Source organism: Eisenbergiella tayi (assembly GCF_001881565.1).
Lineage (GTDB): Bacteria > Bacillota > Clostridia > Lachnospirales > Lachnospiraceae > Eisenbergiella > Eisenbergiella tayi.
On the sequence record NZ_MPDJ01000001.1, the window covers coordinates 1,108,729 to 1,129,885 of the forward strand.

Annotated in this window: 18 protein-coding genes; 3 read left to right on the forward strand and 15 right to left on the reverse strand. The window is 43.2% G+C overall.

The features are described from left to right. Positions 1 to 22 precede the first annotated feature (22 nt). Both uvrC and ftsH read right to left on the reverse strand, forming a co-directional pair. Positions 23 to 1,891 (reverse strand): excinuclease ABC subunit UvrC, encoded by a 1,869-nt coding sequence (gene uvrC / locus BLA28_RS04560; RefSeq protein ID WP_069156155.1) that lies wholly within the window; start codon positions 1,889 to 1,891, stop codon positions 23 to 25. Between the two features lie 122 nt (positions 1,892 to 2,013). Continuing rightward, positions 2,014 to 4,488, reverse strand: a complete 2,475-nt coding sequence (gene ftsH, locus BLA28_RS04565) for an ATP-dependent zinc metalloprotease FtsH (protein ID WP_071698891.1) — start codon at positions 4,486 to 4,488, stop codon at positions 2,014 to 2,016. 318 nt (positions 4,489 to 4,806) lie between these two features. Here ftsH and BLA28_RS04570 point away from each other — a divergent pair, with 318 nt between their 5' ends. Both BLA28_RS04570 and BLA28_RS04575 read left to right on the forward strand, forming a co-directional pair. Then, positions 4,807 to 6,417 (forward strand): CTP synthase, encoded by a 1,611-nt coding sequence (locus BLA28_RS04570; RefSeq protein ID WP_069156608.1) that lies wholly within the window; start codon positions 4,807 to 4,809, stop codon positions 6,415 to 6,417. Between the two features lie 19 nt (positions 6,418 to 6,436). Continuing rightward, entirely contained in the window at positions 6,437 to 7,912 is a 1,476-nt protein-coding gene (locus tag BLA28_RS04575) for a DUF1846 domain-containing protein (protein WP_044972898.1), read from the forward strand. 95 nt (positions 7,913 to 8,007) lie between these two features. Here the strand turns inward: BLA28_RS04575 and BLA28_RS04580 are convergent, their stop codons facing one another. The 13 genes from BLA28_RS04580 to BLA28_RS04640 form a co-directional block, all read right to left on the reverse strand. Beyond that, positions 8,008 to 8,922, reverse strand: a complete 915-nt coding sequence (locus tag BLA28_RS04580) for a YitT family protein (protein WP_081329840.1) — start codon at positions 8,920 to 8,922, stop codon at positions 8,008 to 8,010. Between the two features lie 178 nt (positions 8,923 to 9,100). Next, positions 9,101 to 10,864, reverse strand: coding sequence for an ABC transporter ATP-binding protein (locus BLA28_RS04585; RefSeq protein ID WP_069156157.1), 1,764 nt, complete (start codon positions 10,862 to 10,864; stop codon positions 9,101 to 9,103). Beyond that, a complete protein-coding gene (locus tag BLA28_RS04590) occupies positions 10,821 to 12,626 on the reverse strand; it encodes an ABC transporter ATP-binding protein (RefSeq protein WP_081329841.1) in 1,806 nt (601 codons plus the stop codon). The genes BLA28_RS04585 and BLA28_RS04590 overlap by 44 nt, the downstream gene beginning before the upstream one ends. Next, positions 12,595 to 13,137: a S24/S26 family peptidase gene (locus BLA28_RS04595; protein ID WP_069156158.1), complete on the reverse strand. Its 543-nt coding sequence runs from the start codon at positions 13,135 to 13,137 to the stop codon at positions 12,595 to 12,597. Before BLA28_RS04595 ends, BLA28_RS04590 begins: the two co-directional genes overlap by 32 nt. 50 nt (positions 13,138 to 13,187) lie before the next feature. Further along, positions 13,188 to 13,379: a hypothetical protein gene (locus BLA28_RS04600; protein WP_044972895.1), complete on the reverse strand. Its 192-nt coding sequence runs from the start codon at positions 13,377 to 13,379 to the stop codon at positions 13,188 to 13,190. A gap of 315 nt (positions 13,380 to 13,694) precedes the next feature. Further along, the gene (locus tag BLA28_RS04605) at positions 13,695 to 14,732 is read right to left on the reverse strand and encodes a radical SAM/SPASM domain-containing protein (protein WP_069156159.1); all 1,038 of its coding nucleotides are present in this window, start codon (positions 14,730 to 14,732) and stop codon (positions 13,695 to 13,697) included. Between the two features lie 10 nt (positions 14,733 to 14,742). Further along, complete coding sequence (locus BLA28_RS04610) at positions 14,743 to 15,018, reverse strand: PqqD family protein (protein WP_069156160.1); 276 nt, start codon at positions 15,016 to 15,018, stop codon at positions 14,743 to 14,745. A gap of 35 nt (positions 15,019 to 15,053) precedes the next feature. Beyond that, positions 15,054 to 15,608 (reverse strand): accessory gene regulator B family protein, encoded by a 555-nt coding sequence (locus BLA28_RS04615; RefSeq protein ID WP_069156161.1) that lies wholly within the window; start codon positions 15,606 to 15,608, stop codon positions 15,054 to 15,056. A gap of 9 nt (positions 15,609 to 15,617) precedes the next feature. Continuing rightward, complete coding sequence (locus tag BLA28_RS04620; protein ID WP_081329842.1) at positions 15,618 to 15,767, reverse strand: cyclic lactone autoinducer peptide; 150 nt, start codon at positions 15,765 to 15,767, stop codon at positions 15,618 to 15,620. A gap of 150 nt (positions 15,768 to 15,917) precedes the next feature. After that, positions 15,918 to 17,174, reverse strand: coding sequence for a sensor histidine kinase (locus BLA28_RS04625; protein WP_044972891.1), 1,257 nt, complete (start codon positions 17,172 to 17,174; stop codon positions 15,918 to 15,920). Positions 17,175 to 17,185: 11 nt separating this feature from the next. Further along, on the reverse strand, positions 17,186 to 17,908 hold the full coding sequence (locus BLA28_RS04630; RefSeq protein ID WP_242880557.1) for a LytR/AlgR family response regulator transcription factor: 723 nt from the start codon (positions 17,906 to 17,908) through the stop codon (positions 17,186 to 17,188). A 222-nt stretch (positions 17,909 to 18,130) separates the two neighbouring features. Beyond that, positions 18,131 to 19,279 carry a galactonate dehydratase gene (gene dgoD, locus BLA28_RS04635; protein WP_069151675.1) on the reverse strand — a complete coding sequence of 383 codons (1,149 nt, stop codon included), beginning with the start codon at positions 19,277 to 19,279 and terminating at the stop codon, positions 18,131 to 18,133. Beyond that, positions 19,276 to 19,905 carry a bifunctional 4-hydroxy-2-oxoglutarate aldolase/2-dehydro-3-deoxy-phosphogluconate aldolase gene (locus BLA28_RS04640; RefSeq protein WP_069156162.1) on the reverse strand — a complete coding sequence of 210 codons (630 nt, stop codon included), beginning with the start codon at positions 19,903 to 19,905 and terminating at the stop codon, positions 19,276 to 19,278. The genes dgoD and BLA28_RS04640 overlap by 4 nt, the downstream gene beginning before the upstream one ends. A 390-nt stretch (positions 19,906 to 20,295) precedes the next feature. On the opposite strand from BLA28_RS04640, the gene BLA28_RS04645 reads away from it, so the two are divergent. After that, positions 20,296 to 21,075, forward strand: a complete 780-nt coding sequence (locus BLA28_RS04645; protein ID WP_069156163.1) for an IclR family transcriptional regulator — start codon at positions 20,296 to 20,298, stop codon at positions 21,073 to 21,075. Positions 21,076 to 21,157: the final 82 nt, after the last annotated feature.

Consider the following 21,157-nt stretch of genomic DNA (forward strand, 5'->3'; position numbering starts at 1 on the left):
GTAAATAAAATTATTGACATCTTTAACTTTTTTTCCCATGAAAAAAGGCATAGATCTCTTCTGCTATATTCACCGGTATCTCATCAACCTCCGACAGCTGTGAAACCTCCGCATTCCGGATATCATCTATCGACTTAAAATGCCGCATCAGGGCCTTGCGCCTTGCAGGCCCAACGCCAGGAATATCATCCAGCACGGAACGCACCTGATCCTTGCTGCGCAGGGAACGGTGATATTCAATGGCAAAACGGTGGGCTTCATCCTGTATCCTGGTAATCAGCTTAAAGCCTTCTCCCCGGGTATCAATCGCTATTTCCTTATTCTGATAATACAATCCCCGCGTACGGTGATTATCATCCTTTACCATACCGCATACCGGTATTTCTATACGAAGCTCATCCAGGACCTGGCGCGCCACATTAACCTGCCCCTTACCGCCGTCCATAAGTATCAGATCCGGGAATTTGGTAAAGCTGCCGAATTCTTTTTCCAGCTGTTTTTCCTGAAGCTCCTTCGCTTCTTCCATTCCGTGAAGGAACCTTCTTGTCAGAACCTCCTTCATGCAGGCATAATCATCCGGCCCGCTGACGGTACGTATCTTGAACTTACGGTAATCACTGCGTTTAGGCTTTCCTTTTTCATATACCACCATGGAGCCCACATTTTCAAATCCGCTGATATTGGAGATATCGAAGGCTTCCATCCTGCTGATTTCCGGAAGGGAAAGCAAGCCGCATATTTCCTTCACCGCGCCTATGGTTCTTCCCTCTTCCCTCTTGATACGCTCCCTGTCCTTGCTGAGTACCAGCGCGGCATTGGTTGCCGCCAGTTCCACCAGCTTTTCCTTCGTTCCTTTTTTAGGCACCCAGATATGTACGCGGCTGCCCCTGCGGGATCCCAGCCACTGCTCCAGTACCTCCACATCCTCAATCTCCTCCTGAAGCATCAGCTCCTTGGGGACAAATGGTGTTCCGGCATAAAACTGTTTTACAAAATCAAGCAGGATCTGGGCGGAGCTGCTGTCCGCTACATGGGTCATATAAAAATGCTCCCTTCCGATCAGCTTGCCGTCCCGCACAAAAAACACCTGTACCACCGCATCATTATCATCCTTGGCAAGGGCGATAATATCCTTATCCTCGCCGTTGCTGTCCGTGATTTTCTGTTTCTGCGCCACCTGCTTCACACTGTTATACAGATCCCGGAATCGGATCGCTTCTTCAAAATCCAGATTTTCCGAAGCCTCCTCCATCTTCTGCTGCAAATCCGCAAGAATGGGCTTGAAATTGCCGTTCAGGAAATCCAGCGCTTTATCCACCTGTTCCCGGTATTCTTCCCTGGGTATCCCTCCCTGGCAGGGCGCGCTGCACTGGCCGATATGATAATTCAGGCAGGGCCTGTCCATGCCGCAGTCCCTCGGCAGTACCCGGCTGCATGTCCGCAGCTTATAAAGCTTATTGATCAGTTCAATCGTATCCTTTACCGCAGCCGCCGATGTAAAGGGCCCGAAATAACGGGATTTATCCTTTTTCATCTGCCGGGAAAACAGGACTCTTGGATAATCCTCCCCCGTTGTCACCTTTATATAAGGATAGGTTTTATCATCCTTAAGCATGGTATTGTAACGGGGGCTGTGCTCCTTAATCAAATTATTTTCCAGAACCAGCGCTTCCAGTTCCGAATCGGTCACAATATACTCAAACCTGGCAATTTTAGTAACCATTTTTTCTATTTTGGGGCTTTTATTCGTGCTCTCCCGGAAATAAGAGCGCACCCGGTTCCGCAGGCTGATGGCCTTCCCCACATAAATAATGGTATCCTCACTATCATGCATAATATAAACGCCGGGCTTTGGCGGAAGCTTCTTTAACTCTTCTTCAAAATCAAACATATTTATTCACTCCGATTGTCCTCCGTCGCAACGGGCGGCGAGGGGATAATTTATTGCTTATTTTTACGTGAAAAGGGATTCTTATATTAGAATATCATAAGAATCCCTGTCTGTAACTGTATTTATTTCTTATCAGAAGGAGGAAGGACGGTATTGGAAAATCTTCCTACCGGGCCGCGCGGGCCGTTGGATGTATCATCATTTCCTTTTTCTTCTTCAGAATCTGTTGTTCCGCCTGACACAGACGTCTGCTGTGTATTATCCTCTTCTGCCTGCTGAGACGGAGGATTTCCGGAGCCTGATTCCTGTGTATGGAAAAAATTCAAATCCTGTCCGGGTATACCGCTTTCGGAATTGTTCCACCAGTCGCTCTGACCGGTGCTGCCGGTATTCTTATTCTGTCCTTCCCCGGAAGGCCTGGCTTCACTGTCATCAGCGGCAGAACCTGTATTCTGGCTCTGTTGGAAATGAAGATCCCACGGTTTGGGAACAATTTCCTCTTCCGTATTGTCCTGCGTCTTCTGTCCGGCGGGCATTTCCTGTACAGCAGGAGCGGCACCGGCCTCCGAAGAGGAATCTGCGGCTTGCGTATTTACAGCAGCTTCCGGACGGGCATTTTCAGAAATACGGGATTTGGTTTCTTCGGTACTATTCTCTTCCGGTTCCGGAATTCCTTTTTCCTTGCGGTATATCTTCATGAATTCCTTACCGGTTATGGTTTCTTTTTCTATCAGATATTCAGCAATCTTGTCCATAACGGAACGGTTGCCGCTGAGCAGCTCCAGCGCCTTTTCATAGCATTCCTTCAGGATGCGCATGACTTCGGAATCAACCTCCGCCGCTGTTACATCGGAGCAGTTCATCACGGCTCTGCCGTCCAGATACTGGCTTTCCACGGTCTGCAGGCCGATCAGGCCGAATTTCTTGCTCATACCGTACTGCGTTACCATGGCCCTTGCTATGGAAGTGGCTTTCTCTATATCATTGGAAGCCCCCGTAGTAACGGTGTCAAATACAATCTCCTCCGCGGCCCGGCCTGCCAGCAGGCCTACCAGCATGTCATGCAGCTCCTCCTTGGTGTTGAGGAATTTTTCCTCCTCCGGCACCTGCATTACATATCCCAGCGCGCCCATGGTCCTGGGAACAATGGTGATTTTCTGCACGGGCTCGGAGTTCTTCTGAAGAGCGCTCACAAGCGCATGCCCCACCTCGTGGTAGGATACGATGCGGCGTTCCTCCTTGCTCATGATACGATCCTTTTTCTCTTTTCCTACAAGCACCTGTTCCACTGCCTCGAACAAGTCCTTCTGGCAGACATAATCCCTGCCCTGTTTCACCGCATTGATAGCGGCCTCATTTATCATATTGGCAAGATCCGAGCCTACAGCCCCGCTGGTTGCAAGCGCTATGGCATCGAAATCCACGGTATCATCCATGAGAACGTCCTTGGCATGCACCCGCAGAATTTCCACACGGCCCTTCAGGTCTGGCTTATCCACAATGATCTGCCTGTCAAAACGTCCGGGACGCAGCAGCGCCTTATCCAGGATTTCAGGCCGGTTGGTAGCACCCAGAATCAGGATACCTCTGGAACTGTCAAAGCCATCCATCTCAGAAAGCAGCTGGTTCAGTGTCTGTTCCCGCTCTTCATTCCCGCCGCCGTATTTGGAATCACGGCTCCGGCCGATGGCATCAATTTCATCGATGAATATAATACAAGGCGCATTCTTAGTAGCTTCCTTAAACAAATCACGTACACGGGAAGCACCCACACCTACATAAAGCTCTATAAAATCAGAACCGGTCAAAGAAAAGAACGGAACATGGGCTTCCCCCGCCACTGCCTTGGCAAGCAGGGTTTTACCGGTTCCGGGAGGGCCTACGAGAAGCGCTCCCTTGGGAAGCTTGGCTCCAATCTTGGAATATCTTCCTGGGTTGTGCAGGAAATCCACTACCTCCACGAGAGATTCCTTGGCCTCGTCCTCTCCTGCCACATCCTTAAAGGTTACGCCGGTTTCCTTCTGTACGTAAACCTTGGCATTGCTCTTTCCCACTCCCATAGGGCCTCCGCCCCCGGACATCCTTTTCATAAGGAAGTTAAACAGGAAAATAATAATTACAAAAGGAAGTACATAGGTAAGAAGTATGGAAAGCAGGAAGCCTGAATTATCAGGAATTTCACCCTTTATTTCCACTCCCTTATCCAGCAGATGCTGAATCAGGGTATCATCCTCCACACGTCCCGTATAATAGTTGATTTCCTCGGCCCGCACGAAGGGGTTATCACTTTCCTCGGATTTGGGAACTATATTAATCTGGTCATCGTTGATTTCCACGCTCTTGACCTCTCCCGCATCCACCTTTTCCAGGAATTCATTATAGGTGATTTCCTGATTGGATACCCCGCTGAGCATTTTCATAAAAAAGCTCATGCATACCAGCGTTACCAATGCTGCAACCAACAGCAGCAGCAGGTTCTGCTTCTTAGGTGGCTGTCCGCTTCCTCCCGGACCTCCCTGCCCGTTCCCCGGGCCGCCGCCCTGGCCGTTGTTAAAGCCATTGCCGCCGTTATAATTATTTAAGTTGTTATTATCCATAATGTAAAACCTTTCTTTAACAGCTCCTCTCAAGAAACTGGACAAATGCTGATAATCATTTCCTATTATAGAGTTTGAAAGAATATAAATCAATATTAATTCTATGAAATTATGGGGCAAACTATAAAAGATTTATTAATTTTTTTGCAGAAAACGGTAGATTTTTTCCCATTTTCCGTTGTATAATATTAAAATTGAGTTTTCAATAATAAAGGGCGGGGAACCGGTACGCTTCAGGGCGTACTTTTCTAATTTACTCCTTCTTTTTCCGGGAGCAGGCAACTTGATAAACCTATTTTTGACAGAATGGAGAACGCTATGGCAGTAAAGTACGTATTTGTTACAGGAGGCGTGGTATCCGGACTCGGTAAAGGTATCACCGCCGCATCTTTAGGCCGGCTTCTGAAGGCACGTGGTTATAAGGTTACCATGCAGAAGTTCGACCCGTATATCAATATTGACCCCGGAACCATGAACCCGATACAGCATGGTGAGGTTTTTGTCACCGACGACGGCACGGAAACCGATTTGGATCTGGGGCATTACGAAAGATTTATCGACGAAAACCTGGGCAAAAATTCCAACGTCACCACCGGCAAAATATACTGGTCCGTCCTGCAGAAGGAACGAAGGGGCGATTACGGCGGCGGTACGGTTCAGGTCATCCCCCACATCACCAATGAAATCAAAAGCCGGTTTTACCGCAATTTTACCGATGACGATACCAGAATTGCCATCATTGAGGTCGGCGGTACGGTAGGCGATATCGAAAGCCAGCCTTTTCTGGAGTCAATCCGGCAGTTCCAGCATGAGGCCGGTCACGAAAATGTCATTTTAATCCATGTAACCTTAATTCCGTATCTGCGCGCTTCCCAGGAGCTGAAAACAAAGCCCACACAGGCCAGCGTAAAGGAACTGCAGGGAATGGGAATCCAGCCGGATATCATCGTATGCCGCAGCGAAATACCTTTGAATCAGGGTATTAAGGATAAAATCGCTCTTTTCTGCAATGTGCCCAGTGCACATGTGCTGCAGAATCTGGATGTGGAATATCTTTACGAAGCTCCCCTTGCCATGGAAAAAGAACATCTGGCCGATGTGGTCTGCGAATGCCTGTGTCTGGAAAACAGAGAACCTGATCTGACAGACTGGACAAGCATGGTGGAGGCTCTCCGCTCTCCGGAAGATGAGGTCACCATCGCCCTGGTGGGAAAATATATCCAGCTGCATGATGCTTATATCAGCGTTGTAGAGGCTCTGAAGCACGGAGGCATTTCCAACCGGGTTAATGTGAATATCAAGTGGGTGGACTCCGAACTGGTTACCAAAGCCAACGCGGATGAATATCTGTCGGACGTGGACGGTATCCTTGTACCCGGCGGATTCGGCGATCGGGGAATCGACGGTAAAATCCAGGCAATTTCCTATGCCAGAACCCATAATATCCCTTATCTGGGATTGTGTCTCGGCATGCAGCTGGCTATTGTGGAATATGCCAGGAATGTGCTTGGCTATTCGGATGCACACAGCGTGGAACTGGATCCCTCCACCACACATCCCGTAATAGCACTTATGCCGGATCAGAACGGCGTGGAGGATATCGGAGGCACTCTTCGTCTGGGCTCTTACCCCTGTGTTCTGGACAAGTCTTCCAAAGCCTTCGCCCTTTATGGTGATGAAACCATTTACGAACGGCACAGACACCGCTATGAAGTCAACAACGATTACCGCGGCCTGCTGGCTTCCCATGGAATGAAGCTTTCCGGCCTGTCTCCCGACGGCCGTATTGTGGAAATGTGTGAGCTTCCGGAGCATCCGTTTTTTGTTGCCACCCAGGCTCATCCCGAGTTAAAATCAAGGCCGAACAGACCCCATCCCCTGTTCCGTGGATTTATAGCCGCGGCACTGCAAATGAAAAATAACAAATAAAATTTATGAAGAGGGACTAATGAAGTACGGATTTGATAACAACAAATATCTGAAAATGCAGTCAGAGCATATCAGGGACCGCATCGCCATGTTCGGCGATAAACTTTATCTGGAATTCGGAGGCAAGCTTTTTGACGACTACCACGCCTCCCGGGTTCTTCCCGGTTTTGAGCCGGACAGTAAATTTAAAATGCTTTACCAGCTGAGAGAACAGGCTGAAATAGTTCTTGTCATCAGTGCACCTTCTATTGAAAGGAATAAAATCCGCATGGATTCCGGTCTCACCTATGACGCGGAAGTCCTTCGCCTGATTGAATCCTTCCGAAAAATGGGCTTTCTGGCTAATTCCGTTGTTATCACCCAGTATTCCGGACAGCCTTCGGCGGATCAATACCGTCTGCGGCTGAATAATCTGGGAATCCGTTCCTTCCTTCATTATGTGATCGAAGGCTATCCCGATAATATTGATCTTATCGTCAGCGATGAAGGCTATGGCAGGAATGAGTATGTGGAAACTACCAGACCCCTCGTTGTCATAACCGCTCCCGGACCCGGCAGCGGCAAAATGGCTACCTGTCTTTCCCAGCTGTATCATGAGCATCAAAGAGGGATTCAGGCAGGATATGCCAAGTTCGAAACCTTCCCCATCTGGAACCTTCCTTTGAAGCATCCGGTGAATATGGCCTATGAAGCGGCAACTGCCGATCTGAACGATGTAAACATGATCGATCCTTTCCACCTGGAAGCTTATGGGGAAACCACAGTGAACTATAACCGGGATGTGGAGATTTTCCCGGTACTCAACGCTATTTTCGAACAGATTCTGGGAGAAAGCCCATATAAATCCCCTACGGATATGGGCGTAAATATGGCAGGCAACTGTATTATCGATGACGACAGCTGCCGGGAAGCCGCCAATCAGGAAATCATCCGGCGCTACTACCACTGCCTCTGCGAACTAAAGAGGGGCAACAGCTCCAAGGATATCCTGTATAAGCTTCAGCTTCTCATGAAACAGGCAGGACTTACCATCAATGACCGGCCTGTCGTAAAAGCCGCAATGCAGCGGGAAGAGGAAACCGGACATCCCGCCGTAGCCATAGAGCTTTCCGACGGCACTCTGGTAACCGGAAAAACCTCCGACCTGTTAGGCGCAGCCTCCGCCTGCCTTCTGAATTCCCTGAAGGTTCTGGAGGATATTGATCACGAGGTTCATTTAGTATCCCCTCAGGCAATTGAACCTATCCAGACTCTGAAAACCTCATACCTGGGAAGCATTAACCCCAGACTCCACACGGATGAAATACTGATCGCCCTGTCCATCAGTGCAGCTACGGACAAAAGGGCCGCCCTCGCCTTAAGCGCCCTGCGCCAGCTGAAGGGCTGTGAGGTTCACTCTTCCGTTATGCTCTCCTCTGTGGATGAGGCGGTATTCAAAAAGCTGGGAATGCATTTGACCTGTGATCCTAAAACGGAATCGGATAACCAGCAATAAACTTTTTACGATACAAAAACCCTTCGGGTGATAAGCGTTCTGACTGCCGGAACGCCTTTTCTCCCGAAGGGTTTTCTTTTATATAACTATTTATACTATAAGCGGGTCTTATAATTTCCCACCACATTCACCCCTTCATTTACCACAATAAAGGCATGCGGATCATATTTGTGTACGATATTCTTCAGCTGGCTCAGCTCGTACTTGGAAATCAGGACAAATAAAATATGCACCGACTCATCCGTATAAGCGCCGATGGCTTCCCACTTGGTAACGCCGCGTTCCAGTTCGCTGAAGATTTCCTTTTCCATTTCTTCATCCTGCATCTTGGTAATGATACGCACCTCCACATTGATCGTCTGGGCATGTACCTTATCAATGGCAAAAGAACTTAACGAAGCATAAATGAGGGAATAAATCACTGTGGGAATATCAAACAGGAACATACAGATAGAATACAGGATGATATTGGTGACCAGATTTACACGTCCCACCCTGAAATTCTTCCGCCACTTAATCAGCATCATTCCCACGATGTCCATTCCGCCCAGGGAACCGCCGCTCTTTAAAGCAAGTCCCATTCCCAGGCCGCAGATGATTCCGCCGATGACACAGCACGCCAGAGTATCATCAGGCAGTATGGGCTGTGCCGGGATCGGTATGACCGACAAAAGAATGGTTACTGTGGTAACACACATCACCGTTTTTATAAAAAACCGCCTTCCGATCCGTTTCATGGAGAGCAGTAAAATGGGAACGTTAATCAGATAATAGATGACACCGGCTATATCAAAATTCTGAAGCGGCAAATCCAGATACTGAATAAGAAGCGTCCTCAGCACCTGGGAAAATCCCATGATCCCGCCGCTGTAAAGAGCAACCGGCACGATAAACAGATTTATTCCCAGAGAATAAATCACCGCTCCGGCAAGGGCTCCAAAAAAACGGTTTATCTGATACCACTTCCAGCTTTTTTCCATATCCTTGAACTTCTGCAGCGCTGTTTCCATTGACAAAATCCTCCTGTTGCCAGTATTCCCAGATCTATTATAACTTACCCGGAACAGGATTGCACCAATCATTTTTCCATGTTTTGGGATTCGGTATTTATACTGCGGAAAAGGTGCTTGTAAGAAAGAGCTATCCATATAGATTGATTTATTAAATTCATGGCGCAGAGTACACTTTCTATTCGTACAGTTCCGCCTGCAGGGATATCATTTTTGCGAATCGGCCTCCGGACTTACATAATTCCTGATAGGTGCCATCTTCAATTATTCTTCCGTTTTCCAATACGATAATCCTGTCGGCAATCTTTACCGCCCCCATACGATGAGTAATCAGGATCGAGGTACATTCTTGGGACAACTCCTCAAACAAACAGAAAATTCTGTCTTCCTCCATGGGATTTATGGCTGCGGTGGGTTCATCCAATATGAGTAAATCATGCTTTCTGTAAATACCGCGCGCTATGGCAACCCGCTGCCATTCTCCTCCCGACAAATCGATTCCTCCGAATTTTCTGCCTACCTCTGTCTCCAGATTATCCAGCAGATACCTGCTGTTCAGTCCTGCCATATCCAAAGAATCCATCAGGCTGAGCTGTCCCTCATCGTTATCATCCCTGTAAAGGTCGCTGATCCGTATGTTATCCTTCAGACTCATATCATATTTCTGAAAATTTTGAAAGACCATTGATGTCTTTTCCCTTCCCAAGGTTTTTATTTCACCTGAATCCGTCTCATAAATAGAAGCGAGAAGCTTTGCCAGTGTACTTTTTCCCGAACCGTTAGCTCCAATAATCGCCACTGTCTCATTCTTCTTTATCCGCAGATTAAAATCCCGGAATACCGCCTTTTGCCCCTCCGGATAAGTAAAATCAATATGTGAGAGTGTGATATCTCCATCCATGGATACCGCTGCTTCATAATACTCAGGCATTTTCATAAAGGTACAGTACTTTTTTACGCTCCCGTAATTTCTGAGAATTCCTCCTATATGCCTGACTATCATTTCATTCATTAAATCATACATCCTTTTTATAGATGTAAAAACAGCCATAAAGACTCCGATTGTAATAGTGTTATCAACCAACAGACGGAATAAAAGATAAAGGATTGAAAAATAGCCTGCTATTGTAAGGCTTTCCATACCCATATGTATGAATGTGGATTTTTTATTTATTTTCCAGGTTTCTTCTGAATAGCCCTTTAAGGAAGCAATAAACTTACTCCTGAAAAAAGGAACCGCTCCCCAGAACCTTGTTTCTTTAAAAAACCTCTTTTCTGTAATACAGCGATTATAATATTCATATTTCCTTTTGTACGGCGTACTTGTGTCAACATAATGAGAAACCAGAGTGTGATTGATAATTTGTGATAAAAATACCGGCAAAAATATAAGTAAAAGAAAAATGGAAAGTACCGGCTGCATTCGATATAAATATATTTCTATCATTATAAAATAGGGCAAATAAAAGGATATAATGGAAAAAACCGTAAGCCACATGGTAAAAATGCCGTTTCCGCCTTCCCGGGCCTTTTTTATTCTTTCCAGGTTTTCTGAGGTTTCAAAAGCCAGCGGGGACAGGCGGTTTATTTTTTGAAATATTGTTTTTTGGATTTCTCCCTGCATTTTCAGACTCAGGCTTACGTACATGAAATTATAAATTCCATTACCGATAATCTCCAGTGCGCTGACCAGACCAAGAAAGCCTGCCATAAACCAAATCCGTTTCTGTGCCATAACAGAATTCAATAAATCGGCGGCTTCATCCACAAAACTGCTTTTGGCCATAATGATAGCTGTATTCAGTAAACTGTAGATAATTCCCACCAATAAAAATAAAATAAGGTAAGAAAAATATTTTTGGCACAAAAGTTTTAACGGCAAAAGCATGACGTTCAGGTTACTGTTTCCCATACCATTTTTTCTGGCTTTCAAACATTTCATAAAAAATACCCTTTTTCGATATCAGCTCATCAAATGTCCCTTTTTCCAGGACACCGCCATTCCCCAATACAAGGATCTCATCTACCCATCTGGTAAATCCCAGACGATGGGATATTATTACCGCTGTTTTCTCCTTCATCAGGTTTAAAAACAAATAATATATATCCCTTTCGCTTTCCGGATCCAGCGCAGAAGCCGGCTCGTCCAGCAATAAGACAGGTGCGGGGGAACACATGGCCCGTAATATCGCCAGCTTCTGCCATTCACCTCCGGACAGATCCTGCCCGTCTTTCTCAAGCTTACCTAAAACATGCTCCACTCCATCAGATAAGGAATCTATTTTATTCTTCAGCCCGACTTTATCCAACAGCTTCAGAAGCTCTTCCTCTTTTATTTCCTTATGGGAAATGTTCCCCAGTTCAACATTTTCTCTCACTGTCATACTGTATCTGACAAAATCCTGAAATACCACGGAAAAAATCTGATTTCTTTCCCTGACAGGCACCTTTCGGATAGATTCTCCATTTAACAGAATATCGCCGCCGTATCCGTCATACAAACCCAACAGCAATTTAATTATTGTAGTCTTCCCTTCGCCGTTGCTTCCGACAAGCGCATAATGTTTCCCTTCTTTCATTTCAAGAAACAGATTCTTCAGAACCTGTTTCTCTGTATCAGGATATGTAAAACTGGTATTCCGGAAGACAAGAGACTTAAAAACAAACGCTTCTTTATCGTATGGCATTCTATTTTTATCTTTTTCATCAATTTCTTCCCATGAGAAAAATGAATTCAAATCCTTAAAAAAATGATTTGTACGGGTTAAGGAATCCACAATCTCCGTCAGTCCCCATGTGGTTTCCTGCATGAGCTCTAAAATAGCATTAATAAGAGATATAAACAGGCCAACACTCATGCTTCCGCTAATTACTGCGGGAAGAAGCGAGACGATAATCAGCATGGAGGCCCCACAGACAAACACTCCGGAAGCCTTCATTTTAATGAACCATTTTTTTCTGACGCCAAGCTGAATCCCACATACCTGTTTAAATGACTCCTCCCATTTTTTCCCTAATTCCGTTGAAAAACCAAACAAAAACCTCTCTTCTTCCTTATCCTTGGAACACAGGATATCATTCAGTACCTCCGTCTTTCTTTTTTTCTCTGTTACACTTATGGCGGCTTCATAATGCTCTGCACCGCTTTTTTGAGCCATTATACATAAGGGTATGGAAAACGCAAATATCAAAATAATTCCCCACCATGCTCCTTTTATTAATATGATGGAAATACCACAAACACGGATTGCCATGTCAAATGCATGCAGACATTTAAGAAAGCCTTCAGAAAAGTACGGAACTATATTCGCATTTACTCTTGAAATAAGATCCAGGGCTTCTTTATTCTCCATATATTTATACTTAACAGCACTGGTCTTATCTGACACTCTTATCAGCAGTTCTTCATTCAGCTTTATTTCGATCTTTTCCCATAAAAGCCGTGAAATATAGTTTACAAGCTCTGATATAAATATAAACAACGCAATTAATATTAACCAAAATAAGGCCTTGTTTATTCCTCTATCTTTTATTTTTAAAACAGCATCAACAAAGCCTGCGTCCAGTTTTATCGCTATCAGGGGAACAACTGCCCCTATTGCCTTCATCAGCAGATATACTCCTGAAGCAAAGGGAGCTGCTTTCAAAGGAGTGCTTACCAATGATATCAGGTTATATTTTTTTAATCCTTTCCCTTTTTCCATGAATCCCCCTACATTCCAGCCGGTATATAATCACCGGAATACCATAAAAAAGAAAGTGAAGGATCCTATATACAATATAGCGTATCCTCTCCCCTAAAATAGGGCTATTTCTGATATGCCGGAAAACATGTGCATATTTGACCGCTGCATAATTATAAAGAGGAAAATCTGAAATCTCTTTTTCCTTCCGGTTGGTATCGATAATCTGTTCAGCCGCACCGAGTATTTCGAAATCTGCGGCCTGATCTTCATATCCATGTGCGTTATCACCCACAAGAATATAAATGCCTTCTTCCATTTTATAAATAATTCTGTGAAGAATTAGCCGCTCCTTCTTTGTATATAAAACAATATCCCCCACCTTATATTCATCTTTTCTGATTATTGTTATCGTATCATCTGTTTCCATAAGCGGATACATGCTTTTTCCCTGCGGTTTAATCTGCAGAAAACCGACAGCAGCAAGCTGTAATTTAAGAATTTCTATCCACATGCTGAAATTGATCTCCACAGATACCTCCTTAAAAAGCTGACCGCCACTGGCTGAGTGGCGGTCACGCTCTATTCCTCTTCTTTTTCAATGGGATAACAAAAGCCGCATCCAACATAGCCTTTATCGCATACTCCGGTACCAGTATAATTATTTGAGCAGGCTTTATAGCCCAAAAAACAAATTCCGTCTCCCGACAAAAAAACGGCAGGCATATTTTTCTTATCCAGAACAATTACTTCCGGCTTTAAATATTCTTTCATATTGCCTCCTGTTCTCTGTTACTTTCAGCTTGAAAATTTTTTAGGGCAATATATTGTTCCACATCCCACATATCCAATCGGACAAAAAACAAAAACATCTAATTCCGAGCTGTTAACAGTTACACAATCCGGTTTTTCATACATAATTTACATCTCCTTTCTCAGCCGCTATACAAAAACGGACAGCCTGAATACGCAAGAGCGCAATATTTCTTCGGACATTCATAAGAGTCCACCCTTAATAGAGCCTTCTCTAATGTAAAAATTTCAGCTTTCTTATACATACAATCCCTCCTTTCTTAATATTAAAATATTTTACTTTAAAGGAACCGCGTTTTTGAGCATTTCTTTATAATAATACATTCTCTTTTCACAGGTTCCTTCAACCGTCAGTATATTTTTATTATCTAAAAGCGCCTTTGCCGGACAGCCTCCATAACAGATAACCTGGCATACACACTCCCTGCATTTCTGTATGAAGAATTTTCTCAGCCTCATCAGTTCTAAAAAGCGCCGAAACGGGTCTCCTTCTATAATTTCTTCCAGATTATTACTATAAATATTTCCAATGCAAAATTCTTCACTGTCAAACATCTGGCACGGATATACATTCCCTGCTGCCGTTATCCGCAATCCACAATCCAAGTGTTCTTCACCAACCAGGAACGGACATGCCCAACTCACTTTTCCCTCAGGGAAATCAATATCAAGCTTCGGATGAATTTTTTTGGCCGCTTCAACCCAATTTATAATATCTTCCTTCTCTCTTTCACTTTCCGCTGTAAGGCAAAAGGAATCCGTACGATGTGCCAGGGCGAAATTAACTGTTGAAATTCCATATTCCCGGGCAAAATCCAAGATAGATAAGATATTTTCATAGCAACAATTTTTTTCCCAGATATTACACCTAAGTAAAATATCATGGCGGAATCTATGTTTTTTTAATAACCCAATGGCTTTGACCTGTTTGCCAAATGTTCCTTTACCTCTGGATAAATCATGTATTTCTTCAATCCCACTGTCTAACGTAAGCTGAAGGTTTACCTTTTTGCCTGAAAGGAATTCAGACATTTTCTCATCCAATAAAGTTAAATTTGTTATTATTGTCGGTATCAGGCCATTCTCGTTAATAATGCTTATAATCTCTTTAATTTCAGGATGAAGGAAAGGCTCTCCTCCTGATATAGCAATATTCTCAACTCCCATTTTCACTGCATGGCTTATAATATCTGCTGTCTTCCCATAAGGAAGCATTTCGCAGTCTGTCATATTTTTTTCGTTATAGCAGTAAATACACTTTTCATTACATTGAGATATGATTTCAATATATAATCCTTTTAAATAATTTCTCATAGATATGCCCCTAAATTGCTGCAATAATCTTCAGTTCCACAAAATTTTGGATTGTGTCGCAAACATCCTCCAAAATCACTTCCTTATCCACATCCATGCCTTCCTCTAATATAGAAAGGGCAATCCCTTCAGGCTCTGTATTTGTACATAGGCGATAAATTTTCCCTGCCGTGGCATTCAGGACGTGGGTCTTCCCACTGTCAGGATCAAATAAAATCATACGTCCATCTTCCATTTGTTCACTGCATTTAAGAATATGTTTGTAATAACCGGTACTGTTCAACATCCTCTCCCCTTTCCCCTATATACCTTCCGAATAAATCACCGTATCCTATTTTTAATATGGCCTGCAGCCAGTGACAATGACATAATAAAAAATACCATGGTAATAATTTTTATCAGAGTATTCCATTGGAAAACAAATGCCGTTGTTAAAATTAATCCTTCTATACTTACGATTATTCTGCTTCTGCGTTTATACACTCTTTTTTCTTTAGCATCCAGTTCTTTTCTTTTATTTTGCACCGGGGACATTTTGTAAATTATCACCCAAAATAACAAGCACGCAAAAAAGGAGGGTACTTCTTTCCAAAAAACATTTGATATAAAATAAAAGCAGACAATTATAGATACTGACGATATCAAATTGCATCCCGTTCTGCTATCAGCATGATATCCCCCTGCATTTATTCTCAATGGCATACTGAATATCCAAAATATTAAGCTCTCCCCCGGTATGCCAAAGCATATCCCTATAATGAAGGTAATACATAAACCAATGATTAAATCTTTAATCCGCGTCAAACCAAATTCGATTATTTCTTTATCATCCGCATTTATTATACCTTCCCGGATAAAATTCTCTGTTAGCTTCATATATCTGTACTAAAACTTACGCAGTTTTTTTACACATTCAGGAATATTGGTCTGATAATACCAAAATGAGCAGGCTGTATTTGCTTCCATGCAGGCTGCTTTTTGAGCCAGAGAAACAATAACTTTTTTCATTTTTTCCGATATTCTCTTTTCCTTCATTTTATTTGCCTCCCTTTTTTATTTTTGATTATATCCCATATTTATCCCGTTTTTATTCTCATGCCAAAAATTGACCATATTATTGTAAAAAACAGATGTACGAAAAAAGTTGAGGGCACTTACTCTTCTCCCTCAACTTTGCTATCCTGTTTATTCAGCATACATCATAATTTTTACACGAAACATATTCTCATCATAACAAAACTGTAATACACCATTATGCTCCTCCACCATCTTTTTTACATTATCCAATCCTATTCCATGTTTATGGTCATCTTCCTTACTTGTAAGGAACCTATGCTCCTTTACTGTTACTTTATTTGAATAACTGTTTGATATATCCAAATAAAGAACTCCCTGTTTATAATGAATATCAATATCCAATATTTTATTTTCCGTATTCACTGCCGCTTCTATCGCATTCTCAAGAAGATTGCCGATGATCACATTTATATTAAAATGGGAAGCAATGTCTGAAGGAATATTTACCTTTACATTCACTTCCTTTAAAACCTGTTCAGCCTTACTAATCATGTAATTCAGCACACTGTCTATATCCAGATTTCCTGTATGCACCACTTCCTCCGGATTACTCATAAAATCAGCCATATTCTGCAGATATTCCTCTATATCTGATTGGCCGTTTTGTTTCGCCATAAGTTCCAACTGGATGATATGATGTTTCATATCGTGCTGCAAACCTCTTATTTTGTTTTCTGTTTTCATGATAGTATCCAATTGATTGGCATACATGGAAATCTTTTGTTCCAGTACCAGTTTGTCAATCTTATATGTATAAGCTTTCAGTATTTCATTGTATAAATAGAAAACTACCATATTAATAAACAAAAGACATAATGTTTCCATTTCAAAAACCATATTATCAGGACTGTTTTTATCAAATAACAACCCTCCGAATAATAGTATACTTATCAACGGTACAAGCATTAATGATAAACTATGCTCCGGAAGAACCACGTCAGTCATCTTATTAGAGGTAACGATTTTTTCAGCCGCCAATATACATATAAAAAACAGCAAAACTGTAATCAGACTAAATACCTGATTATGTATCACACTCTCTCTATAATTATCTACAAACATAACTATCGCTAACGTATCACATCCCATATTGATAAAATAAACCAGTAAAGTAACCATACTGTTTATTTTAAATGTATGTGTGTACAACCGTGTAATAACAAATATACCTGCAAGGTTACATACAAAATTAAGTAATGGCAGATGAAAAACCAAGTAAAGGACGGTATTCACTACATAAAAGAGGCCATAAACAATGAGTTCCTTTTTACCTGATGCCTCTTTGCCAAAAAAAACTTGCATAAACCGCCGTATAAGTACCATTCTGAAAAAATTGCTCAACCAACAAATTAATATATTATACATCCTTCATCCTTTTACCCTTGATTCAGTATATGTTCTCTTACATCTTTTCTGTTTGGCTTACTTATGCTTAAAATTTTGTCATTGCTCATTTCTGCTGTTTCATACGTATATTTCCTTACATGATTACGGTTTATAATATAAGATTTATGTATCAATATAAAATCCTCCGGTAACTTTTCCCGAATAGTATCGATTTTATCATAAAACTCTATTTCCTTATTTTTAAGCACAATGTGTATTTTTCTTCCGGCACTGTAAAAATACAAAATATCGCCATAAGGAATCTTATAGTACTCACCGCCTTTCTGAAATTCAAAAAACATATTGTTTTTATCTATTATTTTGATTGCTAATTCCATTGTTTCATCTATTTGTTTCTGCAAAATTGGTTTGACGAGGAAATCCATCGGCTGCATCTTAAATAATTGCTGTGCATATTGCCCTTTACATGAAATATATACAATCTGTATATCCCTGTTTTCCAGTTCCTCACGAATATATCTGCCGACAACAATTCCATCCAGATCCAACAGCTCTATATCAAGAAAAATGAGATCCAGCCCGCCGGAGTTTTTCAGGTAACGGCATAGCTGTTCTCCCGAATTCCATATATGGACAGCAAATTTAATCATATGTTTTTTTTCATACTGCAATAACATTTCTTCTATTTCAGAGCATGTGAATTCACCATCATCACAAATCCCAATATCGTACACACCAACAGCTCCCCTCATTTATATCATCCCGTAACGGTTTTACCCTTTTGCTGGTAAAATGCTCCGCATGTTTGAATAATTATATCACAGGAAAACAGAAGGATACTGATATTGGCCTAAACGGCCTGATAATGTACTTAAATGCAAAAACTAGAATAACCCGCATCGGAATAATCAGAGTCGTTTTTTCCTTACGGCATCAAAAAAGCAGGCGCTTCCGCCTGCTTTTTGTCTGTTATTTTACCATTCCGCTATGGATCCATCCTCATGTCTCCATACCGGATTCTTCCATCTGTGAGGCATCCGGTTCTCTTCCAGAACCAATTCCCTGTTAACTTCTATTCCAAGGCCATCCTTCTCGGGAAGGCTGGCGAATCCGTCGGTAAATGTATAGACTTCCTTATTTTTAATATAATCCAGGACACCATGATGCTCATTATAATGAATTCCCATACTCTGTTCCTGGATAAACGCATTATAGCAGGTGGCATCCACCTGAATGCAGGCTGCCAGGGCTACCGGCCCCAGCGGGCAGTGCGGTGCAAGCGCCACATCATAGGCTTCTGCCATGGCGGCAATTTTCTTCACTTCCGTAATCCCTCCGGCATGAGACAAATCAGGCTGGATGATATCCACGCCTCCGGTCTGAAGCAGCCGTTTAAAGTCATATTTTGAAAACAGCCTTTCTCCCGTAGCAATAGGAATATCACAGGCTCTTCGTATTTCTATAAATTCTTCCATATGCTCACACAGAACCGGTTCTTCTATAAACATGGGCTGGAATTCTTCCAGTTTTTTTGCCAGTATTTTAGCCATGGGCTTATGGACACGACCGTGAAAATCAATGGCTATCCCAAAATATTTCCCCACGGCTTCCCTTATCGATGCCACCCGTTCCAATACCCGATCAATCTTCTCATAGGAATCTATAATCTGCATCTCTTCTGTGGCATTCATTTTTATAGCGGTGAATCCGGCTTTCTTCTTTTCCAAAGCATCTCTTGCCACATCACTGGGCCGATCTCCTCCTATCCAGGAATAGACTCTGATTTTATCCCGGCAGCTTCCTCCCATCAGCTCGTAAACAGGCGTATGATAATATTTTCCCTTGATATCCCAAAGCGCCTGATCAATGCCGGAAATAGCACTCATCAGAATAGGGCCTCCCCGATAAAAACCTGCTCTGTACAGGGTATTCCAGATATCCTCTATACGCCTGGGATCCTTTCCTAACAGATATTCCTTCATTTCTTCCACGCAGGCAAGCACGGTATTGGCTTTTCCTTCGATAATCGCTTCTCCCCAGCCGGTGAGGCCATCGTCCGTGACAATCTCCACAAATCCCCATCTGGGCCGTCCCCAGTAAACATTGACTTCTGCTATTTTCATACGCTTTTTCTCCTTATTCCCTGAACCAGGCCCCTGACATATGCTGAGGCTTCCTCCCACTGCTTCTTTTCCACATATTCGCGGGGCACCATATTCTGCCCCATTCCCACTCCAATGAACCCTCTTTCGAAAAAACTGCCTATATTTCCGGCATTTACACCCCCGACCGCCACATATTCCGTTCCATCAAAAGGCCCTTTCAGGCTTTTTATGTAATTTTCCGGCAAATCCCCTGCCGGAAACAGCTTCATGGTGTTTAGCCCATAAGATAAACACACATCCACATCCGTAGGAGTCATCACCCCGGGTAAAATCCGGATAGCATGTTTCAGGCAGAATTCAATGGTATCCCTGTTGACCGAGGGTGTCAGCACAAACTCCGCCCCGGAATCCAGGGCTATCCTGCACCGTTCCGGAGTAGTAACTGTTCCCGCCCCCACTGCCGCTTCCTCTCCGAATATTTTTTTCAGCAGAATGATCTGTGAAAGCGCATCATCAGAATTAAGCGCCACCTCAAACATTTTTACCCCACCCTCAAAAACAACCCTTGCGTAGTCTTCTGTTTCTTCCAGCGGGACATTCCTCAAAATAGCACAAATCGGATGCTTTAAACACAATTCTCTCATTAATTATACCCCCTTTTCCACATTAGAGAAGCTATATTTCCCTTTAATGTGTATGAACCCGCCCATTAATTCCGTATAATGGAACTATATTTTATAATATGGAACTATATATTTTTTATACCCCAATATTACATCTCTGTCAATGTACTTTTTCTAAATATTGGGGTATTCCTTACAACCAGCTAACCCTTCGTTTTTGGGCCCTGAAAGGCAGAATTACTCCGGAAGAAGTTCGTGAGATACTGGAGGATTAAACTTTCAAAGCTGTCCTTTGCCCTGCCTCCTTGCCTTGAGCCATGAAAAGTGCTAAAGTTAGGTAATCGTGAAGGAACTGAACAGTTACAAAGCCGGTTCCTGTGAAATACCATTTTGAAATAATCGAGGTATACTATGGCAGACAATTCTTCCGTCCAATCCGTGGAGCGAACTTTTGATATTATTGAAAACCTTTCTTCGGCTCCTCAGGGCTTAACGCTTCTGGAGCTTTCTTCTGATGTGGGGCTCCCAAAAAGTACGGTACACCGCCTGCTTTCCACTCTGACCGGGCGGGGATACATCACTCAGGATCCGGAGTCAAAAAAATATCTTCTCACCCTGAAGCTTTTTGAAATCAGCAGCCGCAGCCTTGCCGGTTTTGATATCCTTTCCGCCGCCAGGCCTTACCTGCAGCATCTGTCCAGGATTACAAATGAAGCCGTCCATCTGGTAGTGAGGGAGGGGCACGAGGTCGTGTATATTTACAAGGAGGATTCGTCCAAAAATACGGTACGGATGGCTTCTCATATCGGCCTCCATAATCCCATGTACTGTACCGGCGTGGGCAAAGCCATCATGGCCTATCTCCCCCGAAGCGAACAGGAGCAGATCTGGAAAGCTACGGAAATCATTCCTTATACCGTTAAAACAATAACTGATTATGAGCTTATGCTGAAGGAGCTCGATCACATCAAAGAATGCGGCTACGCCATCGACGATGAAGAACATGAAAACGATGTCTGCTGCGCGGCCTGTCCTATTTTTGACTATACCAATATGCCCTACGCCGCAATCAGCATTTCCGCGCCGCGCTCACGTATGGATAATGACAGAATGGAACACAGGATCATTCCAGAGCTGCTTACAGCTACACGCAGAATTTCCGGGATAATGGGATGTCCTGAGCATTCCTGATAAAACCGGGCATTTACCGATTATCCTGAAAGATATGAAAAAACCAGGCCTGCCGCCGCCGGTATCTTACCGGCAGGTGACA